This window comes from Arthrobacter sp. TMP15 (genome assembly GCF_039529835.1).
In the GTDB taxonomy this organism is placed as follows: Bacteria; Actinomycetota; Actinomycetes; order Actinomycetales; family Micrococcaceae; genus Specibacter.
In genome coordinates, this window is the sequence record NZ_CP154262.1 from 1594233 (window position 1) to 1612889 (window position 18657).

Genomic DNA, 18657 nt, shown 5'->3' on the forward strand with positions numbered 1-18657 from the left:
CGGCAGGGCTGACAAACCGGGTATTGCAATCCTCCAGTCGAAGTCTGTGGAGCATTGTGCAAGCGAACGTGCTCACATTGTTCAATGCGATCGTGGCAGGGAGTTTTATCCTTCTGCTGATGCTGGGCCAATGGCGAGATGCGCTGTTTGGATTTGCTGCCGTGGGTAACGCGGTGATCGGCGTGGTACAGGAGTACCGTGCCAAGAGGGCACTTGACCGGCTCGCCGTCATCAATACCCCGGATGCACGGGTCCTTCGGGAAGGCGCCGTGCAGGACATCGCGGTCGAGGCCGTGGTGCGCGATGACATCCTTGTCTTTAGAGCCGGGGACCAGGTGTGCGCTGATGCCACGATGCTCGACAGCGAGGGCCTGGAAATTGACGAATCTCTCCTTACCGGTGAGGCAGAACCAGTAGTAAAGTCTCCGGGGGATCGAGTCCTCTCCGGCTCAAGTGTGGTGGGCGGAAACGGGAGGGCAAAGGTCACCCATGTGGGGGCAGAATCCTTTGCCAGCAAACTAAGCGCTGAGGCCAAGCAATTTTCGCTTGTTAATTCTGAAATTCGCAATGGGCTCAATAGGGTGCTGCGATGGATCACGTGGGCGCTTCTTCCCATTATGGCGATCGTTGTCAACGGCCAGATGCAGGCCGCGGGCGGCTGGGAAGCAGCCATCAGCACCGGAACCTGGAAAACTGCTGCAGTGGGAGCAGTAGCGAGTATCATCGCCATGGTTCCATTGGGTCTGGTCCTACTGACAAGCGTCGCCTTTGCCGTCAGTGGTGTGCGGTTGGCCCAACAGAAGGTGCTGATCCAAGAACTTGCCGCTGTTGAAGTGCTGGCGCGGGTGGACATTATTTGTTTGGACAAAACTGGAACCCTCACCGAGGGTGCCATCATGTTCGACGCCGTTCACTCCCTTGCCACGTTATCCTCACGGAGCCTGGACCAAGGTTCCGGATGGCGGCAAAGCCTGGGTTGGTTTGGCACGGAACCAAATGCGAATGCGACTGCGCGGTGTCTGGCGAAGGAGTTCCCGGCTCAGAGGGGACTCAATCCCGTGGCCACGACGCCCTTCTCATCCGAGCGCAAGTGGAGCGCAGTTTCGTTCTCTAATACTGACACCGCTGCCGGTACTTGGCTGCTGGGCGCCCCAGAGATGGTCTTGGACCCCGGCGTGAGTACTGAAACAGGTCACGGTCTGTCGACGCTGGAACCATCCGGTTCTGTTGTCGCAGTGCTGGCCGAAGCTAAAAGACTCGCGTCGGCTGGCATGCGAACACTTGTGCTCGCCCACAGTACCGAGTTGATCTCAGACGGTACCCGGTTGCCATCGGGGATATCGCCGGTGGTGCTGCTGACTTTTCGCGAGAAGGTGCGCGCTGACGCGGCTCGCACAATCTCGTTTTTCCACGAACAAGGTGTTGGAGTGCGCGTCATCTCCGGTGACGATCCTGCGACGGTGGCAGCTGTTGCCCGTGAGGTGGGTGTGCATGTCGAGAAAGGCTACGACGCTCGTCAACTGCCCGAGGATCCCGACAAACTAGGTGATGTTATGGACAGACACTTTGTTTTTGGTCGGGTCACCCCGGTCCAAAAGAAACAGATGGTCAAGGCGCTCCAGCAGCGCGGACACGTAGTCGCGATGACGGGGGACGGGGTCAACGATGCCCTCGCACTGAAAAATGCTGACATTGGCATCGCCATGAATTCGGCTGCGGCAGCTACCAAAGCGGTCTCCAAGCTGGTGTTGCTGGACGGCCGGTTCGACCGTTTGCCGAGCGTCGTGGCGGAGGGCCGGCAAGTGATCGCTAACATTGAGCGGGTTTCCATGCTGTATTTGAGCAAGACAGCATACGCCGTTGCAATGTCGGTGATCTTTGGGGCACTTATCTGGGGTTTCCCTTTCCTTCCCCGCCAACTCTCCGCTACTGATGGTCTCACGATCGGTATCCCGTCCTTCTTCCTCGCTTTGATGGCAAACAATCGCCGGTACCGTCGAGGATTCTTGAAACGTTCCCTCTCCTTCGCGATACCTGCCGGGCTTATCGTTACCGCCAGCATTCTGGGCGTGAAGATGTACGCGACACTGCACGGAGAATTCTCCACGGTAGAGGTTCAGAGCGCATCAGTGATCACGCTTTCGCTCATCGGCCTGTGGGTTCTCGTGATAGTCGCCCGACCGCTGAACTTGAAGCGCATCGCCGTCGTTCTCGCCATGTACGCCGTGCTTGGTGGGCTGCTGTTGATTCCGCTCCCCAGAGACTTCTTCAACGTGGTGGTACCTCCGGCGCAGCTGCTACAAGTCACAGTGATAGCCTCACTGATTGGGTGCGTGGCGGTCGAGATTCTAGGACGGGTCCGGGCACGGATCAACTCACATGCCGACCACCAGGCCATCCCCGGCTAGAGCTGGCAGAAAGCCGCATCTACAGTGTCAGTGACGGATTTATAGGTTTCCAGAAGGAGCACTTCGTCCTTGATATTGATGAAGGCCCAGAGGAAGTCACCGCGACGCTGAAAGAAGTGTCATCGCTGGGCACTGTCTTTTTCATCTCTGCCAGCATCTCTGGACCGAGTAGACGGCCATCAAGCACTGCTCGGGTGAACTCATTGAGTTCGCTGGGGTGGAGATGACTTGTCCGGCTGCCCATCCCCACGAGGGATCGAGGCGGCTCACGTTGGTCGGTGTGCCCTTTGCCTCCGGGTGAAAGCCTGAGGGGTGTGCACCTCTGAAGTCCTGTTCGCCAACCTCTGGAAAATAGGTATGTTTAAAATTCAGTGGTTCTGGCTGGTTACTTCTACCGGACAGTGGTTTGCGTGGCACCGTTGAGACTGAATACAGCCGGTGGACATCATCATGGCTCGGGCAGCATGGGTGGAGTCGGCGCCGATCCGGATCCGGTCATGAAGTCATGAGTGAGATCTTCAGGAAAACATGGCTTTGCATATTGCTAAAACATCTGTCCGTGATCCCACACAGAGTTTGAGCCCCACGGGTTCCCCCGGAGAGAGTTCGCGCATAGTTGACATGAACTGGATGAGTTCCCGTGGTGTTGAAAAAACTTTGTGCGCTGCCGAACTCACACATTGCACTCCCTCTTGCATATTACGAGCCTTGGCAATTTCGGCGGTCACCTCGCCGACGGGAAGGACACCGCCAATGCTCGGCTTGGCGCCTGGACTTAGCTTCAGTGAGAGGCATTTAACGGATGGGTGGGCAGCCGTCTCGGCGAACATCCGCGGATCAAAATCACCGTCCTTGGTGCGGGTCCCGAAGTAACCGCTGACGATCTCCCACATAAGATAATCCCCATCTCGTAGGGCTGAGAGCAGTCCGGGCCGCCGGTACGGACAGTTGGTGCGTGCTCGGTTGGTTCCAACGGTGCCGTGGAATGCACAAGATCTTCGTAACCAACTTCCCCAGCAGCGCGTTCAGTACCAAAAGCTTGTTCTTAGTTTGGCGACTTTGGCCCGTTCGCAGATTAAGGATCGAGGGCTTCTTCTGCCCGGTACCGGTGATGGCCAAAATAAGTAACGCCACAAGAAGCACTGGAACCAGAGTCACGAGAAACAACATGGAAACCATCAGGATCCTGAGCATGAGATCAGAACAAACTTGGCAAGCCCGTCCATGATCTGATTTGACCAAGAATATTACGGACAGTCATAGAACTAGAAAACGGCTGCCATAACGGAATATCCGATACCAGCAGCCGAATGCAGGCCATGTTCGACGGCGTGAGTAGCTTGGCCGCCGTCGGACGTGAAAGAGAGCCGGGTCTTAGAAGATCGACTAATTTAGCGGGACTTGGCACGGTGTGCTGAGGCGCTGCTGGTCCGCAAAGATGGTGTCAGAGGAGAGGGCGCAGGGGGATGAGGACGGTTTCACTAAACCTGGAAAGCAGAGACCGGTCCTGCCATTCATCCACTGTCAGCACCTTGGCGTTGCGGCTGTCGATTTCGAAGATCTTCTGCATATCAGAGGCGAAATCTTCATCATGGATTTCAAGGTTGATCTCGTAATTCCCTGTCAGACTCAACCTGTCGATATTGGCGCTGCCCACGGTGGACCAGCTACCATCAATCGTTGCCGTTTTTGCATGGATCATCGCGTTCCGATAGAGCAGGATCGTGACTCCATCGTTAAGCAGGGACCGGTAGAACCCGCGGGACAACCAGTCCGAGAGGACGTGGTTGGAATCCTCGGGAAGAATAATCCTAACGTCAACCCCGCGCCGACTGGCAGCAAGTAACGCCCTGAGGATCTGCTGGTCAGGGATAAAATAGGCCATGGTGACGTAAATATGTTTTTGTGCCCGCGTGATCGCATCCAGATAAACTCCGCGGATCGGAAAAACAAGATCCGAGGGGATATTATTGACCGCTCGGATCCGAGGTTCCCACACCTCGGGACGCGTGTGCGGAATTTCTGGGGTAGTGCCGGAAGCGTTCTCATTCCAAACGTTGACAAACGCTTGACGCAAATCCCACACGGAGGGCCCCACGAGGCGTAGATGAGTATCTCGCCACTCGGTGGCGTAGAGGGAACCAATATTATAGCCACCCACGAAGCCAATCTCACCATCAACGATAAGCAGTTTGCGGTGATCCAGCCCCGTGCTGCGGATGGTTTTGGTGAGCATTGAGGTGCGCAGCACAGGGAATCGATGCACATGGACATCTGGGTGGAACCGGAAAAAAGAGGTTGGCACTACCAAGTTGGCGAAACCGTCATAAATGAGAAAAACCTCAACGCCACGACTGGCTGCTTCATTAATCGCGTTCTTGAACTGCTTCCCGGTCTCGTCGTCTTTCCAGATAAAAGTTTCTATCAGGATGGATTCTTTTGCTTCCCGGATCGCTTGGAGCATGTCGCTATACAGGTCAGCACCGTAGGTGTAGGTGGTGACAAGCGTATCGGCGATGGTCTTCTCGAATACACCCGGGTGTGGGAAGCCTTTGCGTTTAGTGCGGTCTCGTTTTTTAACTATGTCTACAACAACAAGCCCTGTGATCACGACTGCTTGTACGGCTGCGAAGGCTAATAGTGAGCGACCTACGGTCTTTCGTGCGATCTCAGCTGCCGGTTCCCGGAGTAATTCATCCATTGGTAGAGTCTATCGGTTGGGAAGTCCCTCACCAGCACCGTCCCACGGCGATAGACTCAGATCGGCCGGAAGAATTGCAGATACACGGCGTACATACTGGCCTAGCAACAAATCTATTGGTACTGCTCGCTCCAGTATTGTTCAGTGTTGGAGCAATCCGCAGTTTGGCAGAGAACTTTAGCAGGCAATTTCGGTAGGTATTGGAGAAGACCCTGTGCGGGTGTCAGCTGGTAGACGCGGCCACTATGCACTTCCCCACCCCCGCTCGCGCTGAAGCTGGAGCGAGGGTTCTGTTTTTGGTACTTTCACTTGCCAACTTAGGAGTATTCATGACCGTCACCGCTTTTTCACTATTCGCATCCATGGCGACCACTCACTAGCCCGGGTGGCTGGGGCATGAGGGCTGGTAAAGAAACTCGCAAGGTGGCAAGCCGCGCCGGTAACAGTCAAACACTGACCATGATCGCCCGGATCGGTTTTGCCGCCAATGGGCTGATTCACGTGCTGATGGGATATCTAGCTCTTCAGATTGCTTTCCACCATGGAGGGGAATCAGACCAGTCAGGTGCGTTCGCGCAACTGATGAAGCTGCCCGGGGGTGTGATCGTTTTGTGGGTCACCGTTGTAGGCCTGGCAGCTTTATCTCTATGGTTTCTGCTTCAGGCAGGACTGGGGATCGGTTCATCATCAAAAAAACGTTGGACACGCAGTTTGTCTGCTCTGGGCAATGCCATCGCCTACATCGCGGTAGCATCGACGGCTCTCTCCTTTGCGCTGCGGCGCCCCAGCGACTCCTCAACGTCAACGAGCCAGACCAGCGCAGATATTCTCTCCTTTCCCGGCGGCCAGTTCTTGCTAATTACTATTGGACTCGCCACGGTTGGCATTGGTTGCTACTTCATCTATAAGGGTGCCCGGCAAAAGTTCCGTAACGATATCCGCATACCCTCCGGCAGTGCCAAAAAGGTTGTTGTTGCGGTGGCCATTACAGGACATATTGCTAAAGGAATAGCTATCCTCACGCTTGGTATTCTGTTCATTGTTGCAGCCGTCAAAGTTGATCCAGGAAATGCAACAGGTCTTGACGGTGCCCTGAAAGCCTTGACAGCGCTACCCTTTGGGGAAGCAGTTCTGGCCGTGGTTGGCGTCGGACTTATTGCGTATGGACTCTATAGCTTCGCCAGGGCCCGTTTGGCTCTGCTCTGAGGCCAGGGATGGTGTGCAACTCTCAGCCTGGACTATCTGGCAGAAAAAAAGATGAGGACTTAAGAAGTTACGCAGGTATCTCCGCAGGCAAAGTTAACTTGCCACGTTCGAGGTTTTTTCAAGACGTACTAGGAGGCTCGGATTCCGGACCGCGGACCTCAGAGTCTGCTATCTGGTGCTGCTGCCACTAATGTACGCGTGTACTCATGTTTGGGGTTGGTAAAAACTGATTCAGTGGCACCGGATTCAACAACTTCCCCAGCCCGCATGACCAGCACAGAGTCGCTCATGTGTCTGATAACTGCAAGATCGTGGGAAATAAGCAGGTAGCTCAGCCCAAGCCGCTGCTGCAGATCATCAAGCAAGTCAAGCACCTGAGCCTGAATGGAGACATCTAACGCGGAGACAGGTTCATCGCAGATCAAAACCCGCGGGTTCGGTGCCAGAGCCCGGGCGATTGCCACTCGTTGCCGTTGCCCACCAGAGAGCGTGGCTGGATTACGGGCTGCCACTTCGGGATCCAGTCCCACCATCTCAAGCAATTCCTGGATCCTCACCGCGTGGCAGCGGGGGTTGCGTGTTGCGCCGGAGCTTATCGCGTCGGCAAGCAACGAAGCCGTGGAAAGACGGGGATCGAAGGAAGAAAGCGGGTCTTGATAAATTGCACCTAGGGAGGAGCGGAGAGCACGGCGTCGAGACTCCGGGACCCCGCTCCACCGTTCACCGAAGAGCTCAACAGATCCAGAATCGGGGCTCAACAGCCCTAAGACCATACGTGCGGTTGTGGTCTTTCCTGATCCGGATTCGCCCACCACTCCTAGGGTACGGCCAGCGAATAGTTCGAAGTCAACGTTACGTACAGCGCTAAAACTCGACGACTTGGCTAGAGGGAAGCTCTTGGAGAGACCGCGGGCACTGAGTAACGGTGGAGACTTGGCGTCAGCTTCGATTTGGTTCGCAGCATGCGCTCTGGGCTGAGGCATTGGCGTTGTTGGGCCATCGCTGGGCGGGGATAGCCGGCTAAAGCGGGGTTTATCCTCAGGAGCTGCGGCTAGAAGTGCACGTGTATACGGGTGTTGTGGGTTTTCGAATATCTGTTCGCGGGTGCCACGCTCGACTATTTTTCCGGCCTGCATAACGGCAATGGAATCGGCCACCCGTGCCACGGCTGCTAGATCGTGGCTGATTAGGAGCATTCCCGAGCCTTCTTGGCGCAAATCACTGAGAAGACGCAGCACCGATGCGGCGATTGTCGCATCCAGTGCAGTGGTAGGTTCATCTGCGATGATTAGTGCCGGCTCTAACGCGATTGCAGAAGCGATCAACGCCCTCTGACGCATACCCCCAGAGAGCTCTCCTGAGCGTTGGGAGGCACAACGTATTGGGTCATCCAAGCCAGCTGCCGTTAGCAGTTCAATGACGCGTGAGGCGCGTTGTGCCCCAGAACCTGTTGAGTGCAGACGCAGTGTGTCGTCGATTTCCTTGCCGACGGTTCGCAGCGGATCCAGCGAGGTTAGAGCATCTTGCAAGATCAGGCCCACCCGCTTGCCACGGATGGCCCGCCAGCTTCTTTGGGAGAGATTCCTAGCGTCACGGCCCCCTATGTCAAGTGTTTCGGCGTGCACAAGTGAGCCGGGGCCAGCCAGGCCAATCAGCGATCTGGCAGTCACCGACTTACCCGATCCTGACTCGCCTACTAGGGCCAGGCACTCCCCGGCGTCCACCGTGAAGGAGACGTCATGCACTACGTTCTTCCCGGCAAAGGAGACGTTGAGGTCCATGACCTGCAAAAGGGGCTCAATTCCACTCATTTGGGACCACGCGCCTTCAAGGATCGAGAGAGCACTGTGGCGGCGGCAGCAACGAGCACAATGGCAAGGCCTGGGAAGAGCGTCATCCACCAGGCGAGGGCAAGGTATGTACGGCCGGCTGAAAGCATGGTTCCCCACTCGGGTGCTGGGGGAGGTGAGCCGAGTCCCAGAAAGCTCAGCGACGCCGACCATAGAATGGCCTGTCCAAGCCCCAGAGTGGCAAGTACAACAATAGGTGAGAGAGCGTTAGGAAGAATGTGGACAGTGAGGATTCTGGCCCGGCTACGCCCAAGTACCGTGGCGGCCTCGACCATGGGGGAGGTGCGTAGTGCAAGGATTTGGGCGCGAATAAGCCGGGCATATCCGGGAGCAGTAGTCAGCCCTACCGCTATGACTGTTGTGCTCACGCCGGGGCCAGCAAATGCAATGAAAACTAGCGCCAGCAACAGTCCGGGTAGTGAAAATAGCACCTCCAAGATTCGGCCAACACCAAAGTCCAGCCACCGTCCACCGAAGCCTGCAAGGATGCCGAGCACTAGTGCCAGAACAAGTCCTATTGCGGTTGCCGCAGCACCAATAAGCAGCGATGCACGTGAGCCGTGGATGATGCGCGAATAGATGTCCCGGCCCGATTCGTCAGTACCAAGGAAGTGCCCGGCACCGGGCGCGGAGAATGCTTCGACGGGGTTGATGGCCAGCGGATCAACCGGAGCCAGGAGATTCGGTGCGGTCGCCGCAAGGATGAAAAAGAGCAGCACAGCGGTGGAGAGGCAAAGTGGGACCTGAGTTGCAAATTGTCTTACCAAGCTGGCGCTACGAAGCAGCGGCGGCCTCCTCGACATTGCCACCAAGGGAGCTTTTGTTGGTTGGCTAAATTCTTGGCCTGTCATTGTGTTGCTATCCGTGGGTCCGCGATTCGTTCGGCAATATCGGATAGGGCCATAATGACGATATAGGCGGCGGATGAGAGCAGAGCAACGCCTGTGACCAAGGGGATATCCCTAGAAGTGACGGCAGAAAGAAGTGAGCGTCCCAGACCTGGACGGGCAAAGATGGACTCAACCACAACTGCGCCCGAGAGAAGCGATCCCAGGGCCCACCCGGAGAGGGCAATGCCTGGAAGTGCTGCGTGCCGCAATGAATGGCGCAGCAGTACCCCTATCTCCGATTCCCCTCGGGCCCGCGCGGAAAGAGCAAAAGCCGAGCGTTGGGCTTCTCCCATGGTGTCCCGCATAACCTGACCTAAAAAACCTGCCAGCGGAAGAGCCAGTGTGGCTACGGGCAAAACAAGACCAGCCGGTGTGCTGGTACTCACCGGTGGGAGCCAACCCAGCAGGGTGGAAAAAACCATGATCAGCACACTGGCCAGCCAAAAGTGGGGTACTGCAGCCGAGACGATCTCCAATCCCGAAGCCACGCTCGAACCCACTGCACCACTGCGAGTCGAAACCACAGCAAGCAGAAGCGCCATGGTCCAGGCCACCAACAGTGCTAGTACGGCGAGAGTCAGTGTAGAAGGAACCAACTCAACCAGCACTTCCGAGACTGGACTCTTCAACGAATATGACGTGCCCATGTCTCCCGTGGCAAGTCTGCGCAGTTGAGAAAAATACTGCACGTGCAGCGGTAAATCCAAACCATATTGGGCTCGAGCTGCTGCAAGGGCTTCGGGGGAAGCTTGGGAGCCTGGACCACCCATGATGGCTTCGGCCGGGTCCCCTGGGATCATCCGAATTGCAAAGAAGATGGCCGTGGCAACCGCCCAGAGCACAAAGACAGCGCCACCGACTTTGCGCAGGAGCCATCGCAGGCACACCACGAAAACGTCCGATTTATTAGGGAACGCTGCAGGAGATGTAAGCACGGGCGGCGGTGATTTCTTCTCAGTGCCTAGTTAGCCAACCAGGCATCGACGAAGAGCGGTGTTGCGACTGCAGTGGTGGAACCCACGTTTTTCAGTTTATCCGAGTAAAGAAAATGGTTCTGCTGGTCATAGAGGGGCAGAACGTAGTAGCCCTCAAGAACCTGCTTTTGCACCTGGGCATACAGGTCTTTGCGCTGCTCTTCGTCCTTTGTAGTCCCGGCGGCGTCAAGCAAGGCATCGAGGTTTTCGTTTTTGACTTGGGAGAGATTGGCAAAGTAGCCCGAGGGGGCGGGAATGGTTGAATCAGAATGGAAAAGGATGGCTAAGACGCTCGGACCAACCTTGGTGTAGGGAGCGGAGACGAGGTTGTAGTTGTTTTTGGCCAAGTCGCCATACCAGCTGGAGACATCCAAGAGGTTGATCTTGATCTCGATGCCAGATTCTTTGGCAGTGGCCTGCATCTGTTCGAAGAGTGATTGTTCAGCTGGGATGGACTGGCTGGTACTTACCGGAAAATTGAGGGAAAGCCTGGCCCCGTCCTTAACGCGGTATCCCTCAGCGTCGCGTCGTTTCCAGCCAGCGGCATCGAGTAACTCGCCAGCCTTTGCCGGGTCGTAGTTGAAGAGCTTTTCCTCAGAGTATGCCAGCGGTTCAACGCTGGAGAGGGGTGAATAGGAACGCGGTGCCGTGTCGAAGAAGAGAGAATCAATACTTGCATTGACGTTCACCGCGTGGATGAAGGCTTCCCGGACGTTGACGTCGTTGAACGGGGCTTTAGAAGAGTTCAGCTCAATACGATTCGCGGCTCCGGGGCGCGGTGCATCCAGGTGCTTGATACTGGCAATCTTGCCGGCTGCGGCAATGGCGTCAGGCTGGGCGTTGTCGATGACCTGCACTTCACCGGCTTGCAGGGCAGCATAGCGGGTTGCCGCCTCGGGGATGAAGCGCCAAGTGATGGAATCCAGGTGCGCTTTCCCTGCGTTTGCAGCGCTCGGATCAGGGGAGATGTACGCGTCGTTGCGCACAAGGTTTACGGATTCCTGCTTTTTCCAGGATTCAACCTTGAAAGGTCCAGTGCCCACAGGGGATGCACAGTTCTCGGCTTGGGGACGCTTAAGCGCAGTAGGGGACTCAATGGATACCCAGGGCATGGAGAACGATTCCAGCAGTGAGTTATCCGGGGTCTTGAGGCGTAATTCAAGGGTGTTGGTATCGGTAACCTTCATGGAATCGATTTTTCCAAGGGCTAGGTAGCCAGTGGATGAAGCGGTGCTGGGATCTAACAGGTGCTCAAAGTTGCTCTTGACTGCTTCAGCGTCCAGTGCGGTGCCATCGGTGAAGCTTATGCCAGCACGAATCTTCACTGTTCGGGTGAGCCCATCATCTGAGACAGTAGAGTCTTCGGCGAGCCAAGGAACCAACAAGCCTTCGGCGTTTTTGGTATAGAGCGTCTCCAAATATTGCGAGGAGACAAGCGCTTGTGGGTAGTTGCCCCCAACATGGGGATCTAGGCAACTGGGTTCGGCGTCGCCGGAAGCGTAAACCAGGGTTCCGCCAGCAACTGGTGTGCCGGCATCGTCGCCAGCACCCGCCGTGGGGCTTACGGGTGAGCAGCCTGTCAGAATAAGTGCTGCGGCTAGGGCCGTAGCTGCCGGAAATAAACTGTTGGCTAAGGGGCGAGCGAGAGTCATGAACATCTTCCTGCGGACCAGTAAAGTGAAACATTGTGGGGGTGCTCACCATCCGTTCTCTCGGCCATGGGCCGGCTGTGGATTGGTGGGCGCCGCGTTCAACCCTAGCCGGGCGACCGAGTCGCCGCGGTGCCATGTGGCGCAGATCATAGTTCCTCTGGGCAGGGGCGTGAAGAGTGTCCGGACCCTGAGAAGCCTTAAAACACTTTGGAGAGGAACATTTTGGTTCGTTCGTGCTGGGGTTTGGAAAGGACTTGCTCAGGATTCCCGGATTCCACCACGACACCACCGTCCATGAACACCAGCGAGTCAGCCACTTCACGGGCGAATCCCATTTCATGGGTCACCACAATCATCGTCATGCCACTGCTGGCCAGTTCCTTCATCACATCCAGAACCTCGCCCACAAGCTCGGGATCCAGGGCGCTTGTTGGTTCATCAAAGAGCATCAGTTTCGGATCCATGGCTAAAGCCCTGGCAATGGCAACGCGCTGCTGCTGACCTCCGGAAAGATGAGCCGGGTAATAATCGGACTTATCGCCCAAACCAACCCGTTCCATCAGTTCTTTTGCTCTCGCTGCTGCCTTGGTTTTTGAAAGTCCTTTTACCCGCATCGGGGCCTGGATTATATTTTCAAGCGCCGTCAGGTGTGGGAACAAATTGAAGCGCTGAAAAACCATCCCAATCTCTCGGCGCTGAAAAGCAGCCTCTTTGGGCCGGAGTTCGTATAGTTTCTCGCCCCTCTGCCGGTAGCCCACCAGCTGACCATCCACGGAGAGCCGTCCGGCGTCGACCCGTTCCAAATGGTTGATGCAGCGTAGGAACGTCGATTTCCCGGAACCGCTGGGACCCACTATGCAGAGGACTTCACCGGCATCAACTTTCAGACTGATGCTTTTCAGGACCACGTTGGAACCAAAACTCTTGGATACGCGGTCCGCATGCACCATCGGAATATTGCTCATCCCTTGCCGCCTATCTCGTTGCCAAGGGGTTCGGTGGTGAGCCCTATAGCTGCTGGGGGCGTTCCGGGACCGGAAGCCTTCTCGCTTTTGCGCTGACCGGAGCCGCGGGAGAATCGCTTCTCGATGAAGTGCTGGCCGACCATGAGGATGGAGGTGAACAAGAGATACCAGATAGAGGCGACAATTAGCAGCGGGACCGGTGTAAACGTGACCGCCGAGATGCCGCGGGAGACGCCATACAGGTCAATACTTAGTGGGATAGCCGCCACCAGGGACGTGGTCTTGAGCATTGAGATGACCTCGTTGCCCGTCGGTGGAATGATGATGCGCATTGCCTGAGGGACCACAATGTAACGCATGGTCTGACTCCAGGACATTGCCAGAGCGCGTGATGCTTCCTCCTGTCCTTCATCCACTGAGAGCAACCCCGCTCTGACAATCTCTGACATGTACGCGGCCTCGTTCAAAGCCAGACCGATGATTGCAGTGACAAACAGGTTAGTGAAAATGCCATTCTGAAAGGTAATCCAAGGAGTCATGAACGGCACTCCAACGGTTAGCACCGGGTAAATTAGGGCGACAATGCCCCAGAAAACCAGCTGAACATAAACAGGAGTTCCACGAAAAATCCAAATGTAGAGCCAGGCAATACTTTTCACAACAGGGTTAGGGGAGAGCCGCATAATTGCCAACAGCAAGCCCAATGCTATGGCCAGGACCATGGCATACACCGTGAGTTGCAACGTCACCAGGGCTGCCTGGCTGATTCGTTTGTCGAAAATAAACTTTCCTACGTTCGACCAGCCATAGGCTTCACGTTGAAAAGCGTCGATGATAAAGACAGCCAGTAGAGCCACCAAAATCACGGCCACAATAATGCGCCATGGATGGCGCAGTGGGATTGCCTTGACTACTTCGCCATCCTGCTCAACATGCAGTGGAAGCGAAGGCGCCACGGGGGTTTCGCTGCTCTCCGGTGTCCTCATGGCTTGTTAGCTTTTCGCGCCTACGTTGATGGTGGCGGTGGAAACTGAGCCACTTTCTACACCCCATTTGGTGAGGATCTTGGTGTAGGAGCCGTCGTCGATCAGGGCCTGTAGCGCGTTCTGAAGAACGGGCTTGAATTCTCCGTCCTTGATGACAGGCATCCCATAAGGGGCAACTTCGAAAGCGTCGCCGGAAGTGTGGAGCTTTCCATCGGTTTTAGAGATCGCAAAGAGGGTGACAGGTGAATCGGCACTCATGGCATCCACCTGTCCAATGACGAGTGCATTGGTTGCCTGGTCTTGAGAGTCGAATTTGAAGATCTCGATGGCTGCTTTGCCGGCGTCGGTGCAGGCCTTGGATTTGGCTGGAACCTCATGAGTGTCCTCATAGGTGGTGGCCTGCACGGCAACTTTTAGTCCACAGGCGTTGTTGGGATCAACCGTTTTATCCACGGGGGAGGCCCATTGGATTCCTGCCATGTAGTAGTTCACGAAGTCGACCTGCTTTTCGCGTTCTGCCGTGTCCGTGAAGGAAGACATGCCCATGTCATTTTTCCCGGCGTTGATGGCTGGCAGGATGTTATCGAAGGTACCGATGTCGAAGTTAACTTTTAGCCCCATCACCTCACCAAGGGCGTTTGCGAGGTCTACCGACCAGCCAGCGGGCTTGCCGTTGGCGTCCTTGAACTCATTGGGTGGGTAATTATTAGCCATTCCCACATTTAGCACACCGGCACTCTTGATCTTTTCCGGCACAGAGGCCGCGATTGCATCATTTTTCTTGACCACAATGGCATCGCCTGAGGCAGAGGAGCTGGCACCTGGTGCGGTAGCGCTGTTGTCCACGCAACCGGTTAGCATCATTGCTACGGCGGCAGTCAGTGCGGGAATTGCATACTTTGCGCGCATTGGGTGTCCTTAGTGGGTGATCGAAAGTGATGTACCTTACTGCGTGTCATCGTAGTCGAGGCCATAGCTAAAAAATGCAGTTTCGGTGGCCGACTCACCTTGCTTGCTCTTTGTGGAGGTGCTGAGCACTATCTTCTTCTTGTAGATCTCCGCAGAATCTTGCTGGTGCTTGTTTGCGCTGCGTCCATACCGGCTGTGCGGATCAATGGCGGATTTGTTGATGCCCGGCAGGCGAGCCCCGTTGCGAAGTGGGAGCCACGAGCCCCACTCACCCTGGCAGCGTGGATCGAAGGAGAACGCAAACAAGCTTTTGCACCAATACTCCCCAAGGGCACCGGCCTTGCAGGTTACACCTAAGCCGACCTGGACAATGTCGCTACAGCCCTAAACAATGGGACCCGGGAACGCTACGGCTACGGCAGCAAAACCCCAGATGGTGAACTAGCTACTGATGAAGACTTGCGGGGAGCAGAATTTGCCGCTATCTACCGTGCACCTTACGTAGATGCCTGCAAAATATCCTTGAATGGCGTCCGGACGCGGTCATCACTTGTGGCGAAAGCTACAAACACGCGGAGCTCATCCCGCGGTCGGTCCCAGGCAGGGCACATATCCTGTGCGAAAAACCACTGGCCCCCTACCTGGCCCATGCGAAGGACGGTATTACGGTTAAGGCGCCTGCGAAGGTCATTTCATTAACGGCCATTCCTGTCAGATCTTCTGCTGTATATCAAGAACTCAGGGCCTTCGTGCGAGCAGGGCTGCTTGGTCAAGTTCTCTCCATAGTGGGAATAACCAATGGGTGGCTACCTAGCGATCGAGCATGGTTAACTGATCCGGTTCTAGTTGGTGGTGCCTAAAGCCTCAAACACTTACTGACCGTCAGGGGAGCATGTGGTGCCATGAAGATTGATCCAATTGCATCCCCTGTGGGTTGGTTCGATGCTGGCGGTTGTGAAGGCGGCCCAGCGATCCGTAGTTATAGGGCCTCACGTGCAATGCTGAGCGTTGCCCTTTGATGCTGAGAATCAAACCAACAAGTCAGCTATGAATCCAGTGCCGAAGTCCCGTGACGTGCAACTAACCTCAGGAATCCCAGATGGGGCCGAATGCTGGTACGCCACGTGGTTCAAATTCGCCAACGACCCGTCCGGTGACCGATTTATTCGAAACACAGATCACTGCGTCGGCGCCGGAGGCAACAAAGGCGTTGTAGGAAAGTTCAAATACATCAGGTTTGCCCTGCTCCGAGGTGTTCCAGATGACGGTTTCGGGCTGCGCCGAGGTGACTTCACCAACGAGCTCATCGCCGTAAGTGGCATGTGGGGTTTTGGTCACCCAATCGAGCCGAGCCCCCTGTGTATCGGTAAGTAGGTGGCCAAGCACTGGACCAATGCCGCTTCCTGTGACAACGTAAACCACACGATTTAAAAGTCACTTGGCGTTTGCCACGCCGACGGTGGGAATGCCGCGAATTCATACATGCGCTGGCGGCTTCGCGATGAACTCTGATGTCCACCCGCCAGCCCGCGAGACCACCATGCGGTATCCAGATTCCCCTGATGTAGCCGTGATTGAGCTTGACAATTACTACGTGGGGCGAAGGACGCTCAACTGTGATCGGCACACGCCGCAGCAACAACCAGGGCAACACTGCTAGTGCACTGGAGGCCACGAGCATCCAGAAGATTGGTGAGGTCAAAAGAGGCTGCTCGAACGTTCGGGCCGGCGTCTATAACTGGGCCAGAAGCATTGCATTCACCCACGCACAACCCATGACGGCCCGAGTCCCGAAGCGATGCGACGCCTCAAAGACATCGTGGCGACGGGTACGAAACTTTGTCCCCGCTAGGGTGCAGATGGTGAGTAACAATGTTGCCACGATGAGCGCCATGGCTACGGATACATCGTCGTAGCCTGCTTCTCCATCAGCCCACGCTGGAGCAAGAAGTGCAACGAAACGATGTACCAGGCCGTGCCGGCCAGAGCGCCGCCAACATGCAAACCATCCACATGGTAGTACTGGGCAAGGCGCCATCGTAGCTTCTGTGGCCAAGAGGATGGCGCACGTGTAGCTGGCCAGGAGATGAAGTTCACCATCCGGCCATCATTCCCCAGAGGAACACCAGCGCATTAGCGCTGAGCACTCCCAGGAAGAGAACTACGTAGAGGACAACTCGTGCACGGCCGCGAGGCGGCATTTGATCAGGCTGCACCTATTCAGTCAGTGGCGGATCGGCTAGAGAGTCGCCAGTTGCAAGCACGAGAACATTTTTTAGTCTCATGTGTACTCTCAGCAAATTTTCAAGCTTTACCCAGTTCATGTTATTGAAATGTTCAGCCCCGAGCGTCGTATGGGCTTTTCACGCTGTAGTGCGCCCGCATTTAATTTCCTGCTGAGTATGCATCAGCTCCGGATCCGGTGAGCCACTACTGTCTGTGGGCACGTCCTCCACGGCGTCGTGAGGTCCAGGCAAGATATCCGCCAAAAGCCGTCACTACCCCAACACCACCGGCCACCAGCGGATTCTGCCAGATGCGCAGTCTCTCCCGATCTGCCGCCGTGAGCTCACCAATACCTCGAATGAATGCCGCAACAATCATCCCGGCCACAAGTCGGTTACCTATCTGTTCGGCTCGGGTCATTAACGGGTCTAATTCTGCGGCTCGAAGGTGAACTTCAACGCCGTCGTCCAAGTGGTCAATTAATTTTCTCACTCGATCAGGAAGTTCAGCGGCGAGAACGGCAGCATCTAATCCCCATCGGGAGAAGTTGCGAAGGAAATCCTGCGGAATTGCCCGTTCAAAGGCAAATTTGCTGGCGTAGGGCTTGACGACTGTACCTAGGTTGAAGTCTGGATTCAATCGAGCACCCATGCCTTCTGTCATGAAGACCATTTTTGTCAGCATCGCGATCTCGCTAGGCAACTGAAGATGATGATTACGCAAAATAGCGAGTATTTCTCCTATGAGCGGTGAAATTTCGATTTCACCCAAAGCCCTTCCCTGATATTGCTTCATAAAACGAAGTACATCCTGACGAAAAACACTGCGATCCGTAGATGGGCGGTTGATTGAAAGTTCCAGCAATGACCGGCAGATGCGGTCTGCGTCATTGAGGCTAAGCGCCAGTAAAAGGTTTCCGAGGTGTCCTCGAAGTTCTTTGTCGACCTCTCCGACCATGCCAAAATCAATTAAGGCTATGCGAGTATTAGTTTCGACAAACAAATTGCCCGGGTGCGGGTCCGCATGGAAAAAACCGTCCTCAAAGATCATTTTGACCGCAGCCTTGGCTGCTAGCTCAGCCAAAAAGTTCTTCTCGGCGGCAGGCATGGCAAGGACTTCTTCGTCGTCGATCTTTAGTCCAAAGATGCGTTCGATCGTCAGAACTCGGGAAGTTGTCCTATTCCAATAGATTTTTGGAATATGGATGCTGGGATCGTCAGCAAAATTTTTAGCGAAACGTTCCGCATTGTGTCCCTCTTGCAAGTAATCGAGCTCCGCCCGAAGGGTTGTGGCGAAATTGGCGGAAATTGCCTCAAGGTTGTAATCCGCTACGAGCGTCCAATTGCGGCTTAGATGTTGGGCCAGGTTTTGCAGGATCTCCAGATCCTCCTGCACTTGGGCGACTACTCCTGGGCGGCGGACTTTAATGACGACGGCTGTGCCGTCATGCAGTGTTGCTGCGTGGGCTTGCCCAATCGAAGCGCTTGCCAACGGAGAATCGCTAAAGGCCTTAAAGAGCTCTTCAGGACTTGCTCCCAATTCTTGCTCGATGAGGGACCTGATGGTTCCGGCAGGCACTTCTGGGGCACTGCTTTGAAGTTTGGATAATGCAGTGAGGTAGCCCGGCGGCAGAATATCGGGACGTGTGGAAAGCACCTGGCCGAGTTTAATGAAAGTTGGGCCAAGTTCTTCCAACGCACGCCGCAACCGCTCGGGATCGGAAAGATCCTCAGACCCCTGCGATCCCGAGCCAGGTAAAAACCGACCCAATCCCAATCTTGTAGTCAGAGAGCCAAAACCATGGCGTGCCAAAATCTCTGCAACCTCGGCGTACCGTTCAAAATGGTTACCCACTGAATTGCTCCCATCATTGCTGACCCGAAACGCTGA

General features: G+C 55.5%; 16 protein-coding genes. 3 read left to right on the forward strand and 13 right to left on the reverse strand.

Annotation, left to right across the window (positions count from 1 at the left end; all coding sequences use genetic code 11):
* Positions 1-56 precede the first annotated feature (56 nt).
* Positions 57-2408, forward strand: coding sequence for an HAD-IC family P-type ATPase (locus tag AAFM46_RS06975; RefSeq protein ID WP_343320142.1), 2352 nt, complete (start codon positions 57-59; stop codon positions 2406-2408).
* 518 nt (positions 2409-2926) lie between these two features.
* On the opposite strand, the gene AAFM46_RS06980 is transcribed toward AAFM46_RS06975, so the two are convergent.
* Together AAFM46_RS06980 and AAFM46_RS06985 are read right to left on the reverse strand one after the other, a co-directional pair.
* Complete coding sequence (locus AAFM46_RS06980; protein ID WP_283532288.1) at positions 2927-3301, reverse strand: glutamate synthase-related protein; 375 nt, start codon at positions 3299-3301, stop codon at positions 2927-2929.
* Positions 3302-3852: 551 nt separating this feature from the next.
* Positions 3853-5109, reverse strand: a complete 1257-nt coding sequence (locus tag AAFM46_RS06985) for a phospholipase D-like domain-containing protein (RefSeq protein ID WP_283532287.1) — start codon at positions 5107-5109, stop codon at positions 3853-3855.
* Between the two features lie 396 nt (positions 5110-5505).
* Here AAFM46_RS06985 and AAFM46_RS06990 point away from each other — a divergent pair, with 396 nt between their 5' ends.
* Complete coding sequence (locus AAFM46_RS06990) at positions 5506-6315, forward strand: DUF1206 domain-containing protein (RefSeq protein ID WP_283532286.1); 810 nt, start codon at positions 5506-5508, stop codon at positions 6313-6315.
* A 158-nt stretch (positions 6316-6473) separates the two neighbouring features.
* Here the strand turns inward: AAFM46_RS06990 and AAFM46_RS06995 are convergent, their stop codons facing one another.
* From AAFM46_RS06995 to AAFM46_RS07035, 9 genes are all read right to left on the reverse strand, one after another.
* Complete coding sequence (locus AAFM46_RS06995) at positions 6474-8126, reverse strand: ABC transporter ATP-binding protein (protein WP_343320143.1); 1653 nt, start codon at positions 8124-8126, stop codon at positions 6474-6476.
* Positions 8123-9016, reverse strand: coding sequence for an ABC transporter permease (locus AAFM46_RS07000; RefSeq protein WP_343320144.1), 894 nt, complete (start codon positions 9014-9016; stop codon positions 8123-8125). Before AAFM46_RS07000 ends, AAFM46_RS06995 begins: the two co-directional genes overlap by 4 nt.
* On the reverse strand, positions 9013-9990 hold the full coding sequence (locus AAFM46_RS07005) for an ABC transporter permease (protein WP_343320145.1): 978 nt from the start codon (positions 9988-9990) through the stop codon (positions 9013-9015). Before AAFM46_RS07005 ends, AAFM46_RS07000 begins: the two co-directional genes overlap by 4 nt.
* Before the next feature lie 26 nt (positions 9991-10016).
* Positions 10017-11681, reverse strand: coding sequence for an ABC transporter substrate-binding protein (locus tag AAFM46_RS07010; protein WP_343320146.1), 1665 nt, complete (start codon positions 11679-11681; stop codon positions 10017-10019).
* Between the two features lie 197 nt (positions 11682-11878).
* Positions 11879-12646: an amino acid ABC transporter ATP-binding protein gene (locus tag AAFM46_RS07015; protein ID WP_283532281.1), complete on the reverse strand. Its 768-nt coding sequence runs from the start codon at positions 12644-12646 to the stop codon at positions 11879-11881.
* Positions 12643-13632 (reverse strand): amino acid ABC transporter permease, encoded by a 990-nt coding sequence (locus AAFM46_RS07020; protein ID WP_283532279.1) that lies wholly within the window; start codon positions 13630-13632, stop codon positions 12643-12645. Before AAFM46_RS07020 ends, AAFM46_RS07015 begins: the two co-directional genes overlap by 4 nt.
* Positions 13633-13638: 6 nt before the next feature.
* Entirely contained in the window at positions 13639-14541 is a 903-nt protein-coding gene (locus AAFM46_RS07025; RefSeq protein WP_283532278.1) for an ABC transporter substrate-binding protein, read from the reverse strand.
* 36 nt (positions 14542-14577) lie between these two features.
* Positions 14578-14847 carry a hypothetical protein gene (locus tag AAFM46_RS07030; RefSeq protein ID WP_283532313.1) on the reverse strand — a complete coding sequence of 90 codons (270 nt, stop codon included), beginning with the start codon at positions 14845-14847 and terminating at the stop codon, positions 14578-14580.
* 780 nt (positions 14848-15627) lie between these two features.
* Positions 15628-15879, reverse strand: coding sequence for a hypothetical protein (locus tag AAFM46_RS07035; protein ID WP_343320147.1), 252 nt, complete (start codon positions 15877-15879; stop codon positions 15628-15630).
* 236 nt (positions 15880-16115) lie between these two features.
* On the opposite strand from AAFM46_RS07035, the gene AAFM46_RS07040 reads away from it, so the two are divergent.
* Positions 16116-16457, forward strand: coding sequence for a hypothetical protein (locus AAFM46_RS07040; RefSeq protein WP_343320148.1), 342 nt, complete (start codon positions 16116-16118; stop codon positions 16455-16457).
* Here AAFM46_RS07040 and AAFM46_RS07045 read toward each other — a convergent pair.
* Positions 16438-16641 (reverse strand): hypothetical protein, encoded by a 204-nt coding sequence (locus AAFM46_RS07045; RefSeq protein WP_343320149.1) that lies wholly within the window; start codon positions 16639-16641, stop codon positions 16438-16440. The two genes, AAFM46_RS07040 and AAFM46_RS07045, sit on opposite strands and share 20 nt — an antisense overlap.
* Positions 16642-16971: 330 nt before the next feature.
* Positions 16972-18621: an AarF/ABC1/UbiB kinase family protein gene (locus tag AAFM46_RS07050; protein WP_343320150.1), complete on the reverse strand. Its 1650-nt coding sequence runs from the start codon at positions 18619-18621 to the stop codon at positions 16972-16974.
* Positions 18622-18657 lie beyond the last annotated feature (36 nt).